The organism is Streptomyces echinoruber (assembly GCF_014651135.1).
Taxonomy (GTDB): Bacteria; Actinomycetota; Actinomycetes; order Streptomycetales; family Streptomycetaceae; genus Streptomyces; species Streptomyces echinoruber.
Genome location: NZ_BMWH01000028.1, coordinates 57,371 through 74,149 on the forward strand (window position 1 = coordinate 57,371; position 16,779 = coordinate 74,149).

Here is a 16,779-nt window from a genome sequence, read left to right on the forward strand (position 1 = left end):
CCGCGTCAGGCACGCCCAGCGCCCGACGCATCCCAAGGAGTTGACCCCATGTCCGATCCGCAGGCGGGCCCCGGCAGCCCGGCACGCCGTGTGCTCGCGGTGATCCCCGCGCGCGGCGGCTCCAAGGGCGTGCCCGCGAAGAACCTCGCCCCCGTCGGCGGCGTGCCGCTGGTGGCCCGCGCCGTGCGCGCGTGCCTGGCCGCCCGGCTGGTCACCGACGTCGTGGTCTCCACCGACGACCGGGCCATCGCCGCCGTGGCCCGCGAGGCCGGCGCCGAGGTCGTGCTGCGCCCGGCCGCCCTCGCCGGCGACACCGCCACCTCCGAGGCCGCCGTGCTGCACGCCCTGGACGCCCACGAGGCCCTGCACGGCGCGCCCGTCGACGTCGTGCTGCTCGTGCAGTGCACCAGCCCGTTCCTGAGGCGCGAGGACGTCGACGGGGTGGCCGCCGCGATCCTGGAGCACGGTGCCGACACCGCCGTCACCGTCGCCCCCTTCCACGGCTTCATCTGGCGCGACGCCGCCGACGACCCCCGGGTCGCCGAGCCGGCCCGCACCGCCGGCCAGGTCGGCGGCGCGGCCGGCGGCACCCGGGTCGCCCACGCGACCGTCACCGAGGGCGGCTACGGCGTCAACCACGACAAGTCCTTCCGCCCCCGCCGCCAGGACCGCCCCCAGGACCTGCTGGAGACCGGCGCCGCCTACGCGATGACGGCCGCGGGCTTCCGCGAGCACCGGCACCGCTTCTTCGGCCGCACCGAACTCGTCCGCACCGACCCCGCGCGGGTGCTGGAGATCGACGACCCGCACGACCTGGCCCGCGCCCGTGCCCTGGCGCCCCTCTTCGACGCCGGCCTCCCCCAGGCTCCCGACCTCACTCGGGCAGGGGAGACCCCCACCGGCGCCCTCCCCACCCGCGACGACGTCGACGCCGTCGTCCTCGACTTCGACGGCACCCAGACCGACGACCGGGTGCTGATCGACTCCGACGGACGGGAGTTCGTCTCCGTGCACCGCGGGGACGGCCTCGGCATCGCCGCCCTGCGCCGCAGCGGCCTGAAGATGCTGATCCTGTCCACGGAACAGAACCCGGTCGTGGCGGCCCGCGCACGGAAACTGCGGATCCCCGTGCTGCACGGCATCGACCGGAAGGACCTCGCGCTCAAGCAGTGGTGCGAGGAGCAGGGCATCGCGCCGGAGCGCGTGCTCTACGTCGGCAACGACGTCAACGACCTCCCGTGCTTCGCCCTCGCCGGCTGGCCCGTGGCGGTCGCGAGCGCCCACGACGCCGTCCGCGGCGCCGCACGCGCGGTCACCACCGTCCCCGGTGGTGAGGGCGCGATCCGGGAGATCGCCGGCTGGATCCTCGGCTCCTCCCTCGACTCCCCCGATTCCCCCACCCAGCCCGTCACGTAAGGGACATCACCTGCCATGAGCAACTCCCGTCTGCGCACGCTCGGTTCCCGCGAGGTCGGCCCGGGCCGCCCGGTCTACGTCACCGGCGAGATCGGCATCAACCACAACGGCGACCTCGAGAACGCCTTCAAGTTGATCGACGCGGCCGCCGAGGCCGGCTGCGACGCCGTGAAGTTCCAGAAGCGCACCCCGGAGATCTGCACTCCGCGCGACCAGTGGGACATCGAGCGTGACACCCCCTGGGGCCGCATGACCTACATCGACTACCGCCACCGGGTGGAGTTCGGCGAGGACGAGTACCGCGCCATCGACGAGTACTGCCGCACGAAGGGCATCGACTGGTTCGCCTCCCCGTGGGACACCGAGGCCGTCGCCTTCCTGGAGAAGTTCGACGTCCCGGCCCACAAGGTGGCCTCCGCCTCCCTGACCGACGACGAGCTGCTGCGCGCCCTGCGCGCCACCGGCAAGACGATCATCCTGTCCACCGGCATGTCCACCCCGAAGCAGATCCGCCACGCGGTGGAGGTCCTCGGCAGCGACAACATCCTGCTCTGCCACGCCACCTCGACCTACCCGGCCAAGGCCGAGGAGCTCAACCTGCGCGTGATCAACACCCTGGAGCGGGAGTACCCGAACGTGCCGATCGGCTACTCCGGCCACGAGACCGGCCTGCAGACCACGCTCGCCGCGGTCGCGCTCGGCGCCTGCTTCGTCGAGCGGCACATCACCCTCGACCGCGCCATGTGGGGCTCCGACCAGGCCGCCTCCGTCGAGCCGCAGGGCCTGGCCCGCCTGGTGCGCGACATCCGCATCATCGAGGAGGCCCTCGGCGACGGCGTGAAGAAGGTCTACGAGTCCGAGCTGGGCCCGATGAAGAAGCTGCGCCGCGTCGCCGGCGTGGTCGCCGAGGCGGAGATCGCCGCGGCCGCGGGCGAGCCGGTCACGGTCTGAGCCGCGCCGACTGACGGGACGGTCGTACGCCGATGAGCCCCCGCGCCGGATCCACCCCCCGCACTCTCGCGTTCGTCGAGAGCCCGGTACAGCTGCTGAACGTACTGGAGTGGGCGCACGCGCACGCGCCCAGGGCCCAGGAGGAACCCGGCGCGGGGCTCACCCTCGTCGTCCTGTCGCCCACCGACCCCATGACCCGCGGCCAGCTCCGCCGCATGTCCGAGCTGGCCCGCGACGACGGCCACGACGTTCGCTGGGAGGAGGCCCGCGGCGGCGCCACCGCGCCCTTGCGGACGACGGGCGGCCTGGCCCCGCTGCTGCGCCGGGCCGACCGGGTCGTCATGGGCGACCCGTTCTCCCGCTACGTCCAGCTCCTGCTGACCCTCACCCGGGCCCGCGACCTGGTTGTCGTCGACGACGGCACGGCGACCATGGAGTTCGTCGCCCAGCTCGCCCGCGGCGAGCGCCTGGTGCGCTGGCACCGCAAGGGCGGCCGCCCCGGCGCCCGCGACCTGCTCTTCGCGCCGGTCTCCTCCGCGGCCCGCCGCCGCCTGACACCGGACGGCCGGCGCAGCGTCGAGGTGTTCTCCTCCATGCCGGTGGACGAGACACCGGCCGGCGTGACCGTCACGGCCAACGACTTCTCCTGGACCCGTGCCCGCTTCGGCCCGCCCCGCATCACCAGGAGCGCCGACCTGGTCGGCACGTCCCTGGTGGAGACCGGCGTCGTCGACGGCGACCGCTACCTGGACGCCGTCCGCGCCCTGGCCAAGGCCCACGGTGCCACCCGCTACTTCGCCCACCGCCGCGAGAGCGCCGAGAAGCTGCACCGCCTCGCCCTGGAGACGGGCCTGGAGATCGTCCGCCCCGACCTGCCGCTGGAGCTGATCGCCCGCCGCGGCCCCGTCGGGAGCACCATCCTCAGCTTCCCCTCCACCGTCGTCCACACCCTGCCCCTCGCCCTGGCCGGCACCGGCGTCCGCGTCGCCGTCTGCGACATCGACCCGGCCTGGCTCACCGCCCACGCCTCACCGCGGGCCCAGGGCTTCCTGTCGGGGGTGACGGACACCGCACGGGACGTGCACCGGCTCACGGCGGTGAGGACGGCGTAGCGCGGGCCGTGAGCACGGCGTGGCGCGGGACGTGAGAACGGCGTGGCGTGGGGCTGTGAGCACGGCATGACGCGGCCGTGAGGACGGCATGGCGCGGGCCGTGGGCGCGGCATGGCGCGGGCCGTGGGCGCGGTGCAGCGCCCGGGGTGGGCACGGGTGCGGCGAGGGCCGCGGGCGTGACGCGGCGGGGACGGTGGGCGCCGCGGCGGGGCGCGCGCGGCTCACCCCGCCCGGCTCACCCCCGCGCGCCCGGCCGGGCCGCCAGCAGGAAGGCCCGGGCCCGCTTCTCCTCGCCCTCGGGCTCGCGCAGCAGCCGGGCGCGCGGCTCCAGGCCGGCGTCCGTCACCGCGGCGGCCATGTCCTGCGGGGTGCGGAAGTAGTAGTCGAGGGACGTCTCGTGCCCGAACCGCTCCGACAGGTGGAGGTGCTCGGCGTCCCCGGTCCGGAAGCCCAGCAGGAGCAGGCCGCCGGGGACGAGGACGCGGTGGAATTCGGCGAGGACGGCGGGCAGGTGCGCGTCGGGTATGTGGATCACGGAGTCGAGGGCGAGGACCCCGCCGAGCGTGGCGTCCGGCAGGTCCAGTCCGGTCATGGAACCGACGTGGAAGCGCAGCCCGGGATGGGCGCGGCTCGCCAGTGCCACCATGCGCGGGGAGAGGTCCACCCCGAACACCGGAACGCCGAGGTCGTGCAGGTGGGCGGTGACGTTCCCGGGCCCGCAGCCGACGTCGGCGACGGGCGCGTCGCCGCCCGCCCGCACCAGCTCGGCGAAGGCGGCGAGCAGGGCGCGCTCCAGCGGCCGGTCGGCCGGGCCGCCGGGGAACGCGGCGGCGTAGTCGTGCGCGATGGCGTCGTACGAGGCCCGGGTGGCCCGCAGGAAGGCGTGGTCGGCGGTCACGTCGGCGCACCCTAGCGGCCTTCCGCCTCACCCGTCCGGGCGTTCACCGGAAGTCGGCCGGGCCGTTCACCGGAGGTCCGCCAGGTGGACAGGTCGGCTTGGTTCGCCAAAGGCGTGGTATCCGTGAGGGGAGAAGGGGAGGTGGCCTGGCGTAAAAAACAGGTGAGCCTACCCATCCTGTTCCCGCCCCATGCGCCCGGCAGTGAGATTTTTCTCCCTCCATCGGGTTGAAATTTTGTTGATCGTGGAGCCGTCTCGCGGTCGGGCGTCCTACCCTTCAAAGGGTGAAGCAACTGATGTCCCTTGAGTCCGAGGTCGGTCCGGCCGGGGAAACGGCGCTCCCCGGCACTCTGCCGGAGCCGCTGTACGCCGAGCTCGTCGCGTTCCGCCGCGACCTGCACATGCACCCCGAGCTCGGCAACCAGGAGTTCCGCACCACCGCGGCGATCAAGGAGCGGCTGGAGCAGGCCGGCCTGAAGCCGCGCGTGCTCTCCGGCGGCACCGGGCTCATCTGCGACGTCGGGGTCGAGGACGGGAAGCGGGAGGGCGGAGCGGAGCTGCTCGCCCTGCGCGCCGACATCGACGCGCTGCCCATCCCGGACACCAAGGAGGACTGCCCGTACCGCTCCACCGTGCCCGACCGCGCCCACGCCTGCGGCCACGACGTGCACACCACCGTCGTGCTCGGCGCCGGCCTGGTCCTCGCCGACCTGCACCGCCGGGGCCGGCTGCCGCGGCCGGTGCGGCTGATCTTCCAGCCCGCGGAGGAGGTCCTGCCCGGCGGCGCCGACCAGGCCATCCAGTGCGGCGCGCTGGACGGCGTACGGCGCATCCTGGCCGTGCACTGCGACCCCCGCGTCGACGCCGGACGCATCGGGCTGCGGCACGGGCCCATCACCTCCGCCTGCGACCGGCTGGAGGTCTCCCTGGACGGGCCCGGCGGCCACACCGCCCGCCCGCACCTGACCACCGACCTGGTGACCGCCGCCGCCCGCGTCGTCACCGACGTGCCCGCGCTGGTCTCCCGCCGCGTCGACACCCGCGCCGGGCTCGCCGTGACCTGGGGCCGGATCGAGTCCGGACACGCGCCCAACGTCGTCCCGCAGCACGCCGAGCTCGCGGGCACCGTGCGCTGCCTGGACATCGAGGCGTGGCGGCAGGCCCCCGACATCGTGGTCGGCGCCATCGACGAGGTCGCCAACCTGCACCGCGCCAAGTCCGAGATCACCTACGTCCGCGGCGTCCCGCCCGTCGTCAACGACCCGATGGTCACCCGGCTGCTGCGCCTCGCCATGACCGCCCGCCGGGGCGCGGAGAGCATCGAGGACACCGAGCAGAGCCTCGGCGGCGAGGACTTCTCCTGGTACCTGGAGCGCGTGCCCGGCGCCATGGCCCGCCTCGGCGTCCGCCGCCCCGGCGACCACGTCGTCCGCGACCTGCACCAGGGCGACTTCGACGCCGACGAGTCGGCCATCACGGTCGGCGTGGAGCTGTTCACGGCGGCGGCCCTGCTGGACGTCGGCGAGTGAGCGGCGGGGTGCCCGCGCGCGTCCGTCCGGCACCCTTTGTCCACCTTGTTCGCCTGTGTCATCCGGGCGCAACCGGGCGCACGGAGACGTAACCCGCCCTCGGCACGAATCGATAACGGCCCGGCGAAACCCCGTTCCCCTCCCCTTCTACGCGCGTTACTGTGCGCCGCAATCGCTCGCCAGTGGCGGGGCGCCGGTACGGGCCGGCGACGGCGCCGCGGGGATGAAGGGTGCGTGCTGTGGGTCTCAACTCTCGGCGGACTTCTCAGTGGACTTCTCAGCGGATCCCGACGCGGATCTCGACGCGGATCCCGACGCAGGTCCCGCGGCGCAGAAGGCTCTCCCGGGCCGCGGTGACCGTCGCGGTCCTCGCGCTCGCGGCCGCCGGCTGCGGCAAGTCCAGCAGTGACTCCTCGGGCGGCTCGTCGGAGTCCGGCAAGTACTCCGGCAAGGGCATCGGCCTGGCGTACGACATCGGCGGCAAGGGCGACCAGTCCTTCAACGACGCCGCGTTCGCCGGGTTCCAGAAGGCCGAGAAGGAATTCAAGATCGGCGGCCGGGACGTCGAGCCCAGCGACAACGAGTCGACCGCCGACAAGGTGGAGCGCCTGGAGCAGCTCGCCAAGGCCGGCTACAACCCGATCATCGGGGTCGGGTTCGTGTACGCGCCGGCGGTGAAGGAGGTGGCGGCCAAGTACCCGAAGGTCACCTTCGGCATCATCGACGACAGCACCGTCCGGGCGAAGAACGTCGCCGACCTGGTCTTCCACGAGGAGCAGGCGTCCTACCTGGCGGGCGTGGCCGCGGCGAAGGCGACGAAGAAGAACCACATCGGCTTCATCGGCGGCGTGGACATTCCGCTCATCCACAAGTTCGAAGCGGGGTATGTCCAGGGCGCCAAGTCCGTCAACCCGAAGATCAAGGTCGAGTCGCAGTACCTGACGCAGACCGCGCAGGAGGGCGGCTTCTCCAGCCCGGACAAGGGCGAGAACGCGGCCACTGGCCAGATCGACGCCGGCGCGGACGTCATCTACCACGCGGCCGGCCTGTCCGGGCAGGGCGTGATCAAGGCCGCCGCGGCGCACCGGGTGTGGGCGATCGGCGTCGACTCCGACCAGTACAAGCAGAGCGCGCTCGCGGCGTACAAGCAGTACATCCTCGGCTCGGCCCTGAAGAACGTCGGCGGCGCGGTGTACGAGCTCACCAAGTCCGTCGTCGAGGGCAAGCCGCTGTCCGGCGAGGTGCGCGGTGACCTGAAGTCCGGCGGTGTCGGCTTCGCCGACTCCAACCCCCGCTACCAGGCCATGAAGGACGTCGTGGCCGCCGTCGACAAGGCCAGGCAGGACATCGTCGAGGGCAAGGTCACCGTCAGGACGCAGTGAGACCCCGCCGGGCGCGGTAGCCCCCGGCCCGGGCCGGCCGGGCCAGCCAGCCCTCCGGCCGCCGCCCCGCCCCGCGCACGCGCCCCCCGCCTCCGCGCCCCTTGCCTTCCGCAAGGGGCGCGCTGCTGTGCGTAGTCCGGGCGAAAAGTGTGGCCACAGCTCGATAACAGACCGGACAGAAAGGTTTTTCCGTCTGGTCTACGCGCGTTACGCTGCGGCGGAACCAGCGCCTGGTAGGGGCGCTTGCACAAAGGAGTCACATTCCATGCGCCGGGTGTCCCGACTGGCGGTCGCAGGCGTTGCGACCGCCACCCTCGCTGTCACGATGTCCGCCTGTGGCAGTTCGTCCAGTGAATCCGCCGCGGGCGGCAAGGGCAAGGGCCTCGCCCTCGCCTACGACGTCGGCGGCCGGGGCGACCAGTCCTTCAACGACGCCGCCACCGCCGGCATGGAGAAGGCCGACAAGGAGTTCGGCTACAAGTCCACAGCCGTCGAGCCGCAGGACGGCGAGTCCGACGCGGACAAGGTGCAGCGCCTGGAGACGCTCGCCAAGCAGGGCTACAACCCCGTGATCGGCGTCGGCTTCGCCTACGCGCCGGCCGTCAAGGCGGCCGCCGCCAAGTTCCCGAAGACCACCTTCGGCATCGTCGACGACAACACGATCAAGGCGAAGAACGTCGCCGACCTGGTCTTCCACGAGGAGCAGGCGTCGTACCTGGCCGGTGTCGTCGCCGCCAAGGCCACCAAGTCGAACACCGTCGGCTTCATCGGCGGCGTGGACGTCCCGCTGATCCACAAGTTCGAGGCCGGTTTCCGGCAGGGCGTCCAGGACACCAAGAAGGGCGTCAAGGTCAAGTCGCAGTACCTGACCCAGACCGCCGCCGAGGGCGGCTTCTCCAGCCCGGACAAGGGCGAGAACGCCGCCGAGGGCCAGATCGACGCCGGCGCCGACGTGGTGTACGCCGCCGCGGGCCTGTCCGGGCAGGGCGTGATCAAGGCCGCCGCGGCGCACAAGGTGTGGGCGATCGGCGTCGACTCCGACCAGTACAAGCAGGCCGCGCTGGCCAAGTACAAGCAGTACATCCTCACCTCGGCGATGAAGGACGTCGCCGGCGCGGTGTACAACCTGGCCAAGTCCGTCCACGACGGCAAGCCCCGGACCGGCGAGGTGCGGGCCAGCTTGGCCAGCGGCGGCGTGGGCCTGGCCGACTCCAACCCGGCCTTCAAGAGCAACGCGGACATCCAGGCCGCGGTGAAGAAGGCCGAGGAGGGCATCAAGAACGGCACGATCAAGGTGAAGACCTCCTGACCGTCCCCCGTCACAGGGCCGGCAGGACTATGGCCGAAAGAGCGCTGTCATGGCAGCGTTACGGCACCGAACGGGGTACGGGGAGGGTGGCCTCTCCGTACCCCGTTCACGCGGCAGAATGCTCGGAGCGGATCGGACACTGGTACCCAGGCCGGTCTGGTCCGAGCCCTATTGAGGCAGGGGCGCTACGCGCGTAGAGCGGCCCCTTTCCCGAGGAGAGTGCGCCATCGACGCGTCCAGCAGCCCTCCGCCCACCGCACAGTCCGCGCCGTCGGCGGTCGCGGTGGAGCTCACGGGCATCACCAAACGGTTCCCGGGTGTCGTCGCCAACCACGACATCCACCTCACGGTCCGCAAGGGCACCGTGCACGCCCTGGTCGGCGAGAACGGCGCCGGCAAGTCGACCCTGATGAAGATCCTCTACGGCATGCAGAAGCCGGACGAGGGCACCATCGCCGTCGACGGCGAGCACGTCGTCTTCTCCTCGCCCGCCGACGCCATCGCGCGCGGCATCGGCATGGTCCACCAGCACTTCATGCTGGCCGACAACCTGACCGTGCTGGAGAACGTCGTGCTGGGCAGCGAGAAGCTGTACGGCATCGGCGGCGCCGCCCGCAGGAAGATCGAGGAGATCTCCGACCGCTACGGCCTCAACGTCCGCCCCGACGTCCTGGTGGAGAACCTCGGCGTCGCCGACCGCCAGCGCGTGGAGATCCTCAAGGTCCTCTACCGCGGCGCCCGCATCCTCATCCTCGACGAGCCGACCGCCGTGCTCGTCCCGCAGGAGGTCGACGCGCTCTTCGCCAACCTGCGCGAGCTGAAGTCCGAGGGCCTGTCGGTCATCTTCATCTCCCACAAGCTGGGCGAGGTGCTGTCGGTCGCCGACGACATCACCGTCATCCGCCGCGGCACCACGGTCGGCACCGCCGTACCGTCCGAGACCACCCCGCGCCGGCTCGCCGAGATGATGGTCGGCAGCGAGCTGCCCACCCCGGAGACCGCCGAGTCCACGGTCACCGACCGCCCGGTGATCCGGGTGGACAACCTCCGCCTGGAGGCGGAGGGCGGCCGCCCGGTCCTCGACGACATCAGCTTCACCATCCACGCCGGCGAGGTGCTGGGCCTCGCGGGCGTCGAGGGCAACGGCCAGACCGAGCTGATCGAGGCCCTCATCGGTCTCAAGCCCGCCGACTCCGGCACGATCACGCTCGGGGACCAGGAGATCACCTCCTGGCCCACCCGCAAGCGCCGCGAGCACGGCATCGGCTACATCCCCGAGGACCGCCACCGTCAGGGCCTGCTCCTGGAGGCCCCGCTGTGGGAGAACCGCATCCTCGGCCACGTCACGGAGCGGCCCAACGCCCGCGGCTTCTGGCTGGACCCGAAGGGCGCCCAGGAGGACACCCGGCGCATCGTCGAGGAGTACGACGTGCGCACCCCCGGCATCGACGTCACCGCCGCCTCCCTCTCCGGCGGCAACCAGCAGAAGCTGATCGTCGGCCGCGAGATGAGCCACCGGCCGAAGTTCCTCATCGCCGCCCACCCCACGCGCGGTGTGGACGTCGGCGCGCAGGCGCAGATCTGGGACCGCATCCGCGAGGCCCGCCGCGAGGGCCTCGCCGTCCTGCTCATCTCGGCCGACCTGGACGAGCTGATCGGCCTGTCGGACACCCTGCGGGTCATCTACAACGGCCGCCTGGTCGCCGACGCCGACCCCGCCACCATCACGCCGGAGCAGCTCGGCTCGGCCATGACCGGTGCCGTGACCGGCCACCTGGAGCACCAGGAAGGCTCCGCGGACTCCGCGTCCGAGTCCAGGAAGTCCGAATCCCGGAAGACCGAGTCCCGGAAGACCGAGTCCCGGAAGTCCGAGTCCCGGAAGGACGAGACCCGATGAAGAAGTTCGACCGGGAGCGCGTGCTCCTCGCGGTGGCCGGGCCGGTCATCGCGCTGGTCTCGGCGATCCTGCTCACCTCGGTGGTGCTGATCGCCTCGGGCAAGAACCCCTTCGAGCCCTACCGGCTCATGCTGCAGCAGGCCGCGTACTCCGACGTCCAGGTGCTGATCATCAACCAGGCGTCGATGTACTACCTGGCGGCCCTCGCGGTGGCCATCGGCTTCCGCATGAACCTGTTCAACATCGGCGTCGACGGCCAGTACCGCCTCGCCGCCATGATGACCGCCGTCGCCGGCGCCAACCTCGCCCTGCCCGGCTTCCTGCAGATACCGGTGCTGCTGATCGTCGCGATCGGCACCGGCGCCGTGTGGGCCGGCATCGCGGGCGTGCTGAAGGTGACCCGGGGCGTCAGCGAGGTCGTCGCCACGATCATGCTGAACGCCATCGCCACCAGCCTCATCGGCTACCTCACCCTGTCCGACGTGTGGGGCGTGCAGGTCGGCAACAACATGACGACCGGCATCATGCACAAGTCCGGCTGGTTCCCCGGCATCGACCTCGGCCCGGACGTCGGTGAGATCTACGGCCTGGTCTTCCTCGCCGTCCTCATGGGCGTCGCCTACTGGATCGTCCTCAACCGCACCCGCTTCGGCTTCGACCTGCGCGCCACCGGCGCCTCCGAGACCGCCGCCGCGGCCTCCGGCGTCGACGCCAAGCGGATGATCCTCACCGCCATGCTGATCTCCGGCGGCGTCGCGGGCCTGTCCGGCCTGCCGCTGCTGCTCGGCGACGCCCACACCTACAGCCTGAGCTTCCCCACCGGCCTGGGCTTCACCGGCATCACCATCGCCCTGCTGGGCCGCAACAGCCCCGTCGGCATCGCCTTCGCCGCGCTGCTCATCGCCTTCCTCGACAAGGCGTCCCCGGCCCTCGACTACGCGACCCCGGTGGCGTACGAGAAGGAGATCGCCACGATCATGCAGGGCCTGATCGTCTTCGCGGTCGTCGTCTCGTACGAGGCCGTACGCCAGTGGGGCCTGCGCCGCCAGCAGAAGCGGGTCGGCGCCGAACTCGCCGCCGAACTCGCCCACCACGCGTCCCAGAAGGAGGTGGCTGCCTGATGACCACCGCGACCCTCGCGAAACCGCAGGCGCAGCAGCCCGGCAAGGGCAGCCGCCGTCTCTCCCTGCCCGCCGTGCTGCTGCTCGTCGCCGGCGTCCTGGTCCTGACCTCGGCCGTCCGCCTGATCACCGGCGCCGACGGCATCACGTCCACCGGGCAGATGTCCACCGCGCTGCGCCTGGCCGTGCCCATCGGCCTGGCCGGCCTCGGCGGCCTGTGGGCCGAGCGGGCCGGCGTGGTCAACATCGGCCTCGAGGGCATGATGATCCTCGGCACCTGGTTCGGCGCCTGGGCCGGCTACCAGTGGGGCCCGTGGACCGGTGTCGTCTTCGGCATCGCCGGCGGTGTGCTCGGCGGCATCCTGCACGCCGTCGCCACCGTCACCTTCAACGTCAACCACATCGTCTCCGGTGTGGCCATCAACATCCTCGCCCTCGGCACCACCCGCTACCTGTCGAAGTTCACCTTCGAGAACGCCCCGCAGGGCTCCTCCAAGCAGTCCCCGCCCATCGACTCGCTCGGCACCTTCGACATCCCCGGCCTGTCCAGCGCCCTGAACACGCTCAACGGCAAGCACTGGTTCCTGGTCTCGGACCTCGCCGGCCTGCTCGGCGGCCTGATCACCGACCTGTCGCCGCTCACGGTCGTCGCCATCGCCCTGGTACCGGTCACCTGGTACGTGCTGTGGCGCACGGCGTTCGGGCTGCGGCTGCGCTCCTGCGGCGAGAACCCGGTGGCCGCGGAGTCCCTCGGCGTCAACGTCTACAAGTACAAGTACATCGCCGTGATCATCTCCGGCGGCTTCGCCGGCCTGGGCGGCGCGTTCCTGTCCATCGTCGCCTCCAACGTCTACCTGGACGGGCAGACCGCCGGCCGCGGCTACATCGGCCTCGCCGCGATGATCTTCGGCAACTGGATGCCGGGCGGACTCGCCCTCGGCGCGGGCCTGTTCGGCTACACCGACAGCCTCAACCTGCGCGGCGGCACCACCAACGTGCACGCCCTCATCCTGCTGCTGGCGATCCTGCTGGTGTTCGGCGCGGCCTGGCTGGCGTGGCGGAAGAAGTACCTCCCCGCCGTGCTCACCCTGGCCGTCTCCGTCCTGATGTTCGCCTGGTACGCCGGCACCAACGAGGTGCCCAAGCAGGTCGTCACCGCCACCCCGTACCTGGTCACCCTGCTGGTCCTCGCGCTGTCCGCGCAGAGCCTGCGGATGCCGAAGGCGGACGGCCAGCCGTACCGGAAGGGACAGGGCAAGTGACCGGGCCCGGCGGCTGCGACTGGGACCGGCTGCGCGAGGCGGCGCGCGAGGCGATGACCCGCGCCTACGCCCCCTACTCCGGCTACCCGGTCGGGGCCGCCGCGCTCGTCGACGACGGGCGCACCGTCACCGGCTGCAACGTTGAGAACGCCTCCTACGGCCTCGGCCTGTGCGCCGAGTGCGGACTCGTCTCGCAACTGCTCAACACCGGAGGCGGCCGGCTGACCCACTTCACCTGCGTCGACGGGCGGGGCGAACTCCTCGTCCCGTGCGGGCGCTGCCGCCAGTTGCTGTACGAGTTCGGCGGCCCCGGCCTGCTGCTGCAGACCCCGGCGGGCGTCCTGCCGCTGGCGGAGATGCTGCCCCAGGCCTTCGGCCCGGAGCACCTGACCACGTGACCTCCCGCGGCCCCCGCGCGCCGGCCACCGGCCGCGGGGGCCGCCCCTTCGCACCCGGAAGGAAACCGAACCCCATGGCCATGGACGCCATCTCCGTCATCCGCACCAAACGGGACCGCGGCGAACTCACCGACGAGCAGATCGACTGGGTCGTCGACGCCTACACCCGCGGCGAGGTGGCCGACGAGCAGATGTCCGCGCTCGCGATGGCCATCCTGCTCAACGGCATGAACCGCCGCGAGATCGCCCGCTGGACCGCCGCGATGATCGCCTCCGGCGAGCGCATGGACTTCTCCTCCCTGACCCGCCCGACCGCCGACAAGCACTCCACCGGCGGCGTCGGCGACAAGATCACCCTGCCGCTGGCCCCGCTCGTCGCGGCCTGCGGCGCGGCCGTCCCCCAGCTCTCCGGCCGCGGCCTGGGCCACACCGGCGGCACCCTGGACAAGCTGGAGTCCATCCCCGGCTGGCGCGCCCGGCTCTCCAACGACGAGATGCTGCGCGTCCTGGACGAGGTCGGCGCGGTGATCTGCGCGGCGGGCGAGGGCCTGGCCCCGGCCGACCGGAAGCTGTACGCGCTGCGGGACGTCACCGGCACCGTGGAGGCGATCCCGCTCATCGCCTCCTCCATCATGTCGAAGAAGATCGCCGAGGGCACCGGCTCGCTGGTGCTGGACGTGAAGGTCGGCTCCGGCGCCTTCATGAAGACGCTCGACGACGCCCGGGAACTGGCCACGACCATGGTCGGCCTCGGCACCGACCACGGCGTGCGGACCGTGGCGCTGCTGACGGACATGTCCACCCCGCTGGGCCGGACCGCGGGCAACGCCCTGGAGGTCCGCGAGTCGGTCGAGGTCCTCGCGGGCGGCGGGCCGGCCGACGTGGTGGAGCTGACCCTGGCCCTGGCGCGCGAGATGCTGGACGCGGCCGGCCTGCGGGACGCCGACCCGGCCAAGGCCCTCGCCGACGGCTCCGCGATGGACGTCTGGCGCCGCATGATCGCCGCCCAGGGCGGCGATCCCGACGCCCCGCTGCCCACCTCCCGGGAACAGCACGTCGTCAAGGCCCCCGCCTCCGGCGTCCTCACCCGCCTCGACGCCTACGCCGTCGGCCTCGCCGCCTGGCGCCTCGGCGCCGGCCGCGCCCGCAAGGAGGACCCGGTGCAGGCGGCGGCCGGCGTCGAGCTGCACGCCAAGCCGGGCGACCCCGTCACCGAGGGGCAGCCGCTGCTGACCCTGCACACCGACACCCCGGAACGCTTCGCGTACGCGGAGCAGGCGCTTGAGGGCTCCTACGACATCGCGGCGGCGGGCACGGAGTTCACCCCGTCCCCGGTGGTGCTGGAACGTATCGCCTGACCTGGGGTTTCTCCTTTCGGGTGAACGGGATCGGTGGACCGCCGCCGATCCCGTTCGGCATGCTGGGATCGGTGACGCACCGATAGGAGAACCGCCATGAGCGCACTCACCGTCAGCCACGACCCCGAGCAGGGCTGGGACGAACTCGTCCGGTTCTGGGAGGAGATGGAATGGCCTGAGGGCAGCAAGGTGGAGATCATCGAGGGGATCGTCACCGTGTCACCCGCTCCCGCGTACCGCCACAACCTGATCGCGGCCCGCATCCAGCGTCGCCTCTACTCCGTGATCCCCGAGAATTGGGAAGTCTTCCAGACGCTGGCCATCGCCGTGCCATCGCGTCTGGGCATGCTGATCCCGGATCTCGTCGTGGCCCCGGTGCGGGAGAACGCGGAGGCGGACACCCACATCCCGGCCGCCCTCGCCGAGCTCGTCGTCGAGGTGACGTCCAAGTCCAACGCCCGCCACGACCGGATCAGCAAGCCCGCCGCCTACGCCACCGCGGGCATCCCCCTCTACCTCCTGGTCGACCGCTGGGCTCCCGGGGGCCCCGCCGCCACGCTGTACGGAGAGCCGAAGGGCGACGTCTACCGCCCGCTGAGCGTGGCCAAGTTCGGTGAGCCCCTCGAACTCCCCGCCCCCTTCGACCTCGTCATCGACACCGGCGAGTTCCCCGTAGACCAGTAAGAGCTGCCGACTGGGAAAAGCTGCCGACTGGGAAGAGCCGCCGACTGGGAAGAGCCGGCCCGGCAGACCGGGGCGGTCCGCTCCGATGAGTTGCCGCCACCCCGCCGGTCTACCGACCGTGGACGCGACGACACCGCCCGTGCTGAGGCTCGCCGGACCCGTCCCCCGGGAGGCCGTGCCGGGGTTGTGCGGTCAGGTCGGGGCGCTGCTGCGGGCCCCGGGGACGCGGGTCGTGGTCTGCGACGTCGGCGGGGTCGGACCGCCGGGCCTGGGCGTCGTCGACCTGCTGGCGCGGCTGCAGCTCGCCGCGCGCCGGGCCGGGGGACGCATCCGGCTGTGGGACGCCGATCCGGCGCTACTGAGGCTGCTCGACCTGGTCGGGCTCGTCTTCGAGACGGAGGGGCAGGCCGAACAGCGGGAACCACCGCTGCGTGTCCAGAAAGCAGTGGAACCCCGTGATCCGGCCGTCTGATATCTCCAGCACCTGGACCGCCCACGCGGCGAAACCGCCGCCCTCCGGATCGGGCTTGTAGTGGGCGAAGGCGGGCAGGCCGTTGGCCCGCACCGGCCGCAGACGGGAGCCCGCACAGCCGGCGCCGAGGGTGGTCATGAACCCGGTGATGTCCGCCGGGCCCGCCAGCCACAGGTCGAACGGCGGCATCGTCATCACCGCGTCCTCGTGCAGCAGTGCCGTCAGCGCCGCCATGTCGTACCCCTCGAACGCCGCCACGTAGCGCTCCAGGAGCTTGCGCTGCTCCTCGTCCAGCGGGTCGGACACCTCCGCCTCGGCACCCCGGTCGGCCCGCTCGGCGAGCGTCGCCCGCGCCCGCTGCAGCGCGCTGTTGACCGAGGCCACCGTGGTGCCCAGCAGCTCGGCGACCTCGCTCGCCCGCCACGCCAGCACCTCGCGCAGGATCAGCACCGCCCGCTGCCGGGGCGGCAACTGCTGCAGCGCCGCCATGAACGCCAGCCGCACCGACTCCTTGGCCACGGCCGCCTCCGCGGGGTCGTCGGTCGTCGGCAGCACCCGCGCGTCCGGCACCGGCTCCAGCCACGTGTGGTCCGGGCGGGGCGTCAGGGCCGCCTGCGCCAGCGGCGTCGACTCCGTCAGGTCCATCGGCCGCGCCCGCTTGTTCCCGGCGGCCAGCATGTCCAGGCAGACGTTGGTCGCGATCCGGTACAGCCAGGAGCGGAGGCTGGAGCGGCCCTCGAACCTGTCGTAGCCACGCCAGGCCCGCACGAGGGTGTCCTGCACCGCGTCCTCGGCCTCGAAGGAGGAGCCCAGCATCCGGTAGCAGTACCCGGTCAGTTCGACCCGGTGCTTCTCCAGCGCGGCTTCCAGATCCGGTGCCGCGGTCGTCGTCGCCGTACCGTCGCTCATCGCGTCCCCCTGTGGCCGCTCCAGGCCGACGCGCCTCCTTGTGCGCCGACACCTTGGAAGCTACCGCAGCCCACTGACAAC

At 72.2% G+C, this 16,779-nt stretch carries 15 protein-coding genes; 13 read left to right on the plus strand and 2 right to left on the minus strand.

The annotated features are described in order from the left end of the window. The first annotated feature begins 48 nt into the window (after positions 1 to 48). The 3 genes from IE225_RS26550 to IE225_RS26560 are packed head-to-tail and all read left to right on the plus strand — an operon-like array spanning position 49 to position 3,479. The gene (locus IE225_RS26550; protein ID WP_190060148.1) at positions 49 to 1,416 is read left to right on the plus strand and encodes an N-acylneuraminate cytidylyltransferase; all 1,368 of its coding nucleotides are present in this window, start codon (positions 49 to 51) and stop codon (positions 1,414 to 1,416) included. 15 nt (positions 1,417 to 1,431) lie between these two features. Next, on the plus strand, positions 1,432 to 2,367 hold the full coding sequence (locus tag IE225_RS26555; RefSeq protein WP_190060149.1) for an N-acetylneuraminate synthase family protein: 936 nt from the start codon (positions 1,432 to 1,434) through the stop codon (positions 2,365 to 2,367). 32 nt (positions 2,368 to 2,399) lie between these two features. Next, a complete protein-coding gene (locus IE225_RS26560; RefSeq protein ID WP_190060150.1) occupies positions 2,400 to 3,479 on the plus strand; it encodes a hypothetical protein in 1,080 nt (359 codons plus the stop codon). A 235-nt stretch (positions 3,480 to 3,714) separates the two neighbouring features. On the opposite strand, the gene IE225_RS26565 is transcribed toward IE225_RS26560, so the two are convergent. Further along, positions 3,715 to 4,377 (minus strand): class I SAM-dependent DNA methyltransferase, encoded by a 663-nt coding sequence (locus IE225_RS26565; RefSeq protein WP_190060151.1) that lies wholly within the window; start codon positions 4,375 to 4,377, stop codon positions 3,715 to 3,717. Positions 4,378 to 4,673: 296 nt separating this feature from the next. Between IE225_RS26565 and IE225_RS26570 the strand changes: the two genes are divergently transcribed. From IE225_RS26570 to IE225_RS26615, 10 genes are all read left to right on the plus strand, one after another. Next, on the plus strand, positions 4,674 to 5,906 hold the full coding sequence (locus IE225_RS26570; protein WP_190060190.1) for an amidohydrolase: 1,233 nt from the start codon (positions 4,674 to 4,676) through the stop codon (positions 5,904 to 5,906). 353 nt (positions 5,907 to 6,259) lie between these two features. Further along, a complete protein-coding gene (locus IE225_RS26575; protein ID WP_190060152.1) occupies positions 6,260 to 7,288 on the plus strand; it encodes a BMP family lipoprotein in 1,029 nt (342 codons plus the stop codon). A gap of 265 nt (positions 7,289 to 7,553) precedes the next feature. Further along, a complete protein-coding gene (locus tag IE225_RS26580) occupies positions 7,554 to 8,597 on the plus strand; it encodes a BMP family lipoprotein (protein ID WP_190060153.1) in 1,044 nt (347 codons plus the stop codon). A 226-nt stretch (positions 8,598 to 8,823) separates the two neighbouring features. Then, on the plus strand, positions 8,824 to 10,494 hold the full coding sequence (locus tag IE225_RS26585) for an ABC transporter ATP-binding protein (RefSeq protein WP_190060191.1): 1,671 nt from the start codon (positions 8,824 to 8,826) through the stop codon (positions 10,492 to 10,494). Continuing rightward, positions 10,491 to 11,615 (plus strand): ABC transporter permease, encoded by a 1,125-nt coding sequence (locus IE225_RS26590; protein WP_190060154.1) that lies wholly within the window; start codon positions 10,491 to 10,493, stop codon positions 11,613 to 11,615. The genes IE225_RS26585 and IE225_RS26590 overlap by 4 nt, the downstream gene beginning before the upstream one ends. Continuing rightward, a complete protein-coding gene (locus IE225_RS26595; protein ID WP_190060155.1) occupies positions 11,615 to 12,877 on the plus strand; it encodes an ABC transporter permease in 1,263 nt (420 codons plus the stop codon). The genes IE225_RS26590 and IE225_RS26595 overlap by 1 nt, the downstream gene beginning before the upstream one ends. Continuing rightward, positions 12,874 to 13,275 (plus strand): cytidine deaminase, encoded by a 402-nt coding sequence (locus tag IE225_RS26600; RefSeq protein ID WP_190060156.1) that lies wholly within the window; start codon positions 12,874 to 12,876, stop codon positions 13,273 to 13,275. The genes IE225_RS26595 and IE225_RS26600 overlap by 4 nt, the downstream gene beginning before the upstream one ends. Positions 13,276 to 13,349: 74 nt before the next feature. Continuing rightward, positions 13,350 to 14,633, plus strand: a complete 1,284-nt coding sequence (locus tag IE225_RS26605) for a thymidine phosphorylase (RefSeq protein WP_190060157.1) — start codon at positions 13,350 to 13,352, stop codon at positions 14,631 to 14,633. A gap of 96 nt (positions 14,634 to 14,729) precedes the next feature. Next, positions 14,730 to 15,317 carry a Uma2 family endonuclease gene (locus tag IE225_RS26610; protein WP_190060158.1) on the plus strand — a complete coding sequence of 196 codons (588 nt, stop codon included), beginning with the start codon at positions 14,730 to 14,732 and terminating at the stop codon, positions 15,315 to 15,317. Positions 15,318 to 15,402: 85 nt separating this feature from the next. Beyond that, positions 15,403 to 15,789 carry an STAS domain-containing protein gene (locus tag IE225_RS26615; RefSeq protein ID WP_190060159.1) on the plus strand — a complete coding sequence of 129 codons (387 nt, stop codon included), beginning with the start codon at positions 15,403 to 15,405 and terminating at the stop codon, positions 15,787 to 15,789. On the opposite strand, the gene IE225_RS26620 is transcribed toward IE225_RS26615, so the two are convergent. Next, the gene (locus IE225_RS26620) at positions 15,673 to 16,698 is read right to left on the minus strand and encodes a sigma-70 family RNA polymerase sigma factor (RefSeq protein ID WP_190060160.1); all 1,026 of its coding nucleotides are present in this window, start codon (positions 16,696 to 16,698) and stop codon (positions 15,673 to 15,675) included. The genes IE225_RS26615 and IE225_RS26620 overlap by 117 nt on opposite strands. Between the last annotated feature and the right edge of the window lie 81 nt (positions 16,699 to 16,779).